The 5,018-nt window shown below is 54.6% G+C and carries 4 protein-coding genes; 3 read left to right on the top strand and 1 reads right to left on the bottom strand.

Annotated elements, in window-relative coordinates:
- Window positions 1–1,383 (bottom strand): M1 family metallopeptidase (locus Q0510_RS02460; protein WP_298707910.1); only part of this gene is annotated, 1,383 nt, incomplete at its 3' end.
- A 125-nt stretch (window positions 1,384–1,508) separates the two neighbouring features.
- On the opposite strand from Q0510_RS02460, the gene Q0510_RS02455 reads away from it, so the two are divergent.
- From Q0510_RS02455 to truA, 3 genes are all read left to right on the top strand, one after another.
- Window positions 1,509–2,015 carry a biotin/lipoyl-containing protein gene (locus Q0510_RS02455; RefSeq protein WP_298707908.1) on the top strand — a complete coding sequence of 169 codons (507 nt, stop codon included), beginning with the start codon at window positions 1,509–1,511 and terminating at the stop codon, window positions 2,013–2,015.
- Window positions 2,016–2,060: 45 nt separating this feature from the next.
- Complete coding sequence (locus Q0510_RS02450; protein ID WP_298707906.1) at window positions 2,061–3,629, top strand: DUF4476 domain-containing protein; 1,569 nt, start codon at window positions 2,061–2,063, stop codon at window positions 3,627–3,629.
- 83 nt (window positions 3,630–3,712) lie between these two features.
- A complete protein-coding gene (gene truA, locus Q0510_RS02445) occupies window positions 3,713–4,465 on the top strand; it encodes a tRNA pseudouridine(38-40) synthase TruA (RefSeq protein WP_298707904.1) in 753 nt (250 codons plus the stop codon).
- Window positions 4,466–5,018 lie beyond the last annotated feature (553 nt).

Here is a 5,018-nt window from a genome sequence, read left to right as displayed (position 1 = left end):
GCCCAGGAAGTTGCGGAGCATATGCAGGATGCGGCCGCCTTTCTGGTAAGTAATGGCGTCGAACATATCCTCCTGGCTGTGGTAATGGAAGCGCACCAGGTGATGGTCGCCGCGGTACTGGGCGGATTCCATGTAGTTATGCATGGAATTGTACCCGTGCTCGTCGGCCGCGTCTTTGCCGAACTTGTGCTCGAACCAGAGGTATTCGCTGTAATCGGCAAAAGACTCATTCATGGTGAGGTTGCTCCAGGACTCGCAGGTGGCGAGGTCGCCGAACCAGTGGTGGAACAGCTCATGCGCAATAACGGCTTCGCCGAGGCGCTCATCGTCGTCGAGCAATTCGCGGTCGGTCTTTTGCACGAAATCACCGAAAATGGAGGCGGTGGTGTTTTCCATGGCGCCGGAAACGTAGTCGCGTACTACGATCTGGCTGTATTTCACCCAGGGGTAATCGTAGCCGAGCGTTTTGGAGAAGAACGTCATCATTTCGGGCGTATTGCCAAAGATGGCTTTGGCGTGGGGGCCGTATTCCTTTTCCACGTAATAGTTAACTTCTTTGCCGCGCCAGCTGTCTTTCACCACGGCGAAGTCGCCCACGGCCATCATGAAGAGGTAGGGGGCGTGGGGGAGCTCCATGCGCCAGGTGTCGGTACGGGTGCCGTTGGCGTTGGGCTTCTGGCTGACCAGCTTGCCATTGGAGAGGGTGACGTACTTTTTGTCGACCGTCATGGAGATCTCCGAGGTGGTGCGCTGGTTGGTTTTGTCGATGGTGGGGAACCATACCGAGGAGGCTTCGGTTTCGCCCTGGGTCCAGATCTGGATGGGTTTTTTGGGATCTGTGCCGTCGGGGTTGATGAAATAGAGGCCTTTGGCGTCGGTGATGGCCGCGCTGCCTTCGGATTTCCATTCGTCGGGCTTGGCGGTATAATCTACAAATACAATATAGGAATCGTTGCTGCTGTATGTTTTGTTGAGTTTGACGCGGATCGCCTTCCCGTCGTATTCGTACTGCAGGGGCGTGGTGCGCGCGGATTTCAGCTGCCCGTCGGACGGGAATTTGGGCACGGTGGCGCCGGCGGTCTGAACGAGGGAAACGGTCCGGATGTCCATGCCTTTTGCGTCGAGCGTAAGGCTGTCGGTGGGATAAAAGTGGGGTTTGAGGGTGATCCACGCTTTGCCGATGAGCTGGCGTTTGGCGTAATCAAAGCGAACATCGAGCTTGGTGTGGATTACATTGTTGATTTTGGTGGGGGATGCCCGGTAAATGTTGAGTAGCGGATCTTCTTTGCTTTCCCCTGTTTGCGAGAAAACAGGCGAGCAGAAGCCCAGCATGGCGATTCCGGCAAGCAGGATAGCCGGAACTTTTGTAGATGGTAAATACATGCAAAACGATTTGTTCAAAAATAAGCGCCCTCCCGGAGGGCAGGGGTCAAATTTAAACAAATGGCCCAAAAACGACGCAAGCGGTTAAAATTGTTATTTTTGTACAGATAGGACATGATTTTTATATGATCAAAGCTACTGTGAACGGCCGCAAGCCGTATGAAATAAATCCTTCGGGCGCGAGCGGCGCTCCGGAGTGCGACGGGAAGCCCGTTGCCTGGAGCGCGGAACCCTTGCCTTCCGGCGGTTTCAGCATCCTGATGGACGGGAAGAGCTTCGTGGCCGAAGTGGTCGGGGCCGACCGGGCCGAAAAGACCGTTACCCTCCGGATCGGGCAATCGGTGTATGAAGTGGGGCTCGAGGGGCCGATGGACCGCCTCCTGGCATCCATGGGGCTCAGCGAGGCGGCTGCCCGGAAAGTGAACGACATCAAGGCGCCCATGCCCGGCATGGTGCTGAAAATACTCGTGGAACCGGGGCAGGCCATCCGGAAAGGGGACCCCGTCCTCATCCTGGAAGCCATGAAAATGGAGAACGTATTCAAGTCTGCGGCGGATGCCGTGGTGAAGGAAATCAGGGTTACCGAGCGGAAAGCCGTTGAAAAAGGCGAAGTGCTCATTGTGCTGGAATAATATTTGTATCAGACATTCATTATGCATTCAATCAAACTAAAACTGTTGTATCTGGCGTGCAGCCTGTTGATCGCCTCAGGCCTTGCTGCGCAGGATGCGTCGTATTTCGTATATATACAGCACGAGAAGCACCAGCCCTTTTACGTGAAGCTGGACGGCGGCAAGCTGCTGAGCTCCTCCGTGAAGGGGTATCTCATCCTTCCCAGGATGGAACCCGGCAAGTGGCCCGTGACGATCGGCTTCCCGAAAGGAGGAGCCCCTGAACAGCAATTCACCATCCGCCTCGCCGGCGGCCGCGATTATGGCTACCTGCTGAAGAATACGGGCGACCAGGACTGGGCCCTGTACGACCTGCAGACGTTCGCTTCCCTGAAGTCCTCCGGGGCCGGGGGCGCCCAGCCGGTGGAAAATCCGGAAGGGGAAGCCGTGGCTGTGACGCGTATTTCCAGTGAAAGCGCTACGGCGGAACAGAAAGAACTGATCAACAACGTTCAGGCTGACGTGGAAGCCGTTCTGGCAAAGAAGGCCGCAGAGAAACCAGCGGAAGAAAAGCCTGCCGGCGAACAGCCTGCGGAAGAGAAGCCCCTGGCGGAAGAAGCGCCCAAAGCCGAAATGCCTGCCGATACTACGCCGGCGGTGGCCAAAACCGGGAAAACAGAACCTAAAAAGAAAAATAGCTTCGCCGAATCGCTGGACCGGATCGTGACGGATGATCGCCCTGCCGATATGGATATCCCCAAACCCAAGCCCGCGGCGGTAACCGAGGCGCCTGTGGATTTGTCGCAACCTGCGGCTGAAACGCCGAAGCCCAAAAAGCGCAAGAAAGGCCAGCGCGAACCGCTGACGGAAGAAGAGAAAGCGTTGCTGAGCGATGTGCTGGAAGATGAGAAGCGTGCGGCGGCGGATGAAGCGCTGAAGGAAGCGGAAGCGGCGCCGGCTGCGGAAGAAACGCTGAAGGAAGCGGCTCCGGCTGAAGAGAAGGCGCCGGAAGAAAAGCCGAAGAAAGCGAAGAAAAAGAAGAAAGAAGGCCCCGAGCCCGAGTTCATCGACTTCGGTAACGCCCCGGCCACAACGCCCGCTGCTACGGCTCCGGCAGCCGTACCCGCAGTGGAAGTTATTCCTTCGGAGAAAGAAGAAGAGGCTGATGCGAAAGCGGCTAGGGAAGCCCGCCGCCAGCAACGCAAGGCGGAACGCGAGGCGGCCGATCGCGAAGCATTGGCGCGCGACAGCATCGCCAACGAAGGCTGGCATGAGAGTGCCGCTGAAGCGAAACCTAAAAAGGCGGAAGAGAAGAAGACCGACCTGAAAATGGTGAACAGCGACTGCCAGAAAGTGCTGGAAACGGATGCCTTCCGCAAGCTCCTGCGCACCATGAACAGCAGGAAAACGGATGAGGATATGGTGGACGCCTTCCGCAAAGGCACCCGAAATACCTGTGTGAGCACCGACCAGGTGAGAGCGCTTACGCAGCTGATTTCGGGAGATGAAAACCGTTATCAGCTCATGGATGCAGCTTATGCGCGGACGTATGATTCCGACAACTTCGCGAAGCTGGCGGACCTGCTGACCGACGACTATTACAAGAAGCGTTTCAATGCGATGTTGAAACGGTAACAGATAGAAGAGTATTTGGCGAATGGTGAATGGAGGTATCCGTTCACCATTTGTCGTTTTAAAAATCCCTACTTTCGCGCATCATGGCCAGGTATTTTATCGAAGTAGCTTATATGGGCGCCCGTTACAGCGGGTTCCAGGTGCAGGACAAAACGTTGACGGTGCAATCTGAGATCGACCGCGGGATCAGTGTGCTGATGCGGGAGCCGGTGGAAACGACGGGTTCCAGCCGTACGGATGCGGGGGTGCATGCGCGGCAGAACTTCCTGCATTTCGATTTGGAGAAGCCTTTGCATCCGCAGTTCGTGTATAAGATGAACGCGATCCTTCCGCCGGATATCGTGGTGAGGGGTGTGTACCCGGTGGCGGATGATTTGCACAGCCGGTTTGCGGCAACGGGGCGTTCTTACGAGTATACGTTATATACATCGAAGGATCCGTTTCTGCGGGACCGCGGGTATTTTTATCCGTACCGGCTGGATATGGGGCTGTTGCAGGAAGCGGCGGGGATACTGATGGAGTATGTGGATTTCAGTACGTTTTCGAAGCGGAACACGCAGGTGAAAACGTTTAACTGTACGATCCGGGAGTCGGTTTGGCGGGAAGAGGATGGGCGTATAGTCTATAACGTGAGTGCGAACCGTTTTCTGCGGGGGATGGTGCGTGGGATGGTGGGAACGATGTTGCGGGTAGGCCGGGAGCGGCTTTCGGTGGAAGGGTTCCGTGCGGCGATTGAGGGGAGGGACTGCACGCTGGCGGATTTTGCGGTGCCTCCGCAGGGGTTGAGTTTGATGCGCGTGCATTATCCGGAGGGAGTGCTGGGAAAAAGTTTGTAGCTGGAAACCCTTTGCTATGGCTGTTTCTGTGTTTTTCTCCCGAAAAGTGAGGAAAAACATTTGGAAAGAAAGAATAAAACCCGCTACCTTTGCGTCCCGTTAACGCGGAAAACAACGAGTTCTTTGTACGGCATCTTTACGGATCTATTCAGTTGAAAATCAGGCTGGATATGGCTTACAGGAAAGAGGAATAACATCTTCGGAACTGCATGAAAAAAAAGTAAAGAATAAATTTGGTTGAAAGGAAAAACTTTCGCTATCTTTGCGCCCCCAACAACAACGAAACAACACAGTTCTTTACATCGTTTTTTATAGTCCGCCGGATCGCTGAAAGGCAAGATGGCAAAGGTTTTCGGAAGAAAGCGGTCATCGAAAAAAGATGAAAAAATTCTTCGAAGAAATTTGGACGGAATGAAAAACATCTCTACCTTTGCACTCCCATCGAAACAGGGTGGTTCACGAAGAAAGTTCTTACGATTGCAAAAGTGAAAATGATACGGCTTTAAGGCCTGCAGGTTCGCAACCTGGATATCAGCAACAAGTAGTTAATGAT

Origin of the sequence: uncultured Chitinophaga sp. (assembly GCF_937874145.1) — a bacterium.
Taxonomy (GTDB): Bacteria; Bacteroidota; Bacteroidia; order Chitinophagales; family Chitinophagaceae; genus Chitinophaga.
This window is presented reverse-complemented; position numbering and strand designations above follow the sequence as displayed.

Bases quoted from the DNA above. Each gene is read 5' to 3' on its own strand.
- Q0510_RS02455 (WP_298707908.1), top strand. From the start codon at position 1,509: ATGATCAAAGCTACTGTGAACGGCCGCAAGCCGTATGAAATAAATCCT.
- truA (WP_298707904.1), top strand. From the start codon at position 3,713: ATGGCCAGGTATTTTATCGAAGTAGCTTATATGGGCGCCCGTTACAGC.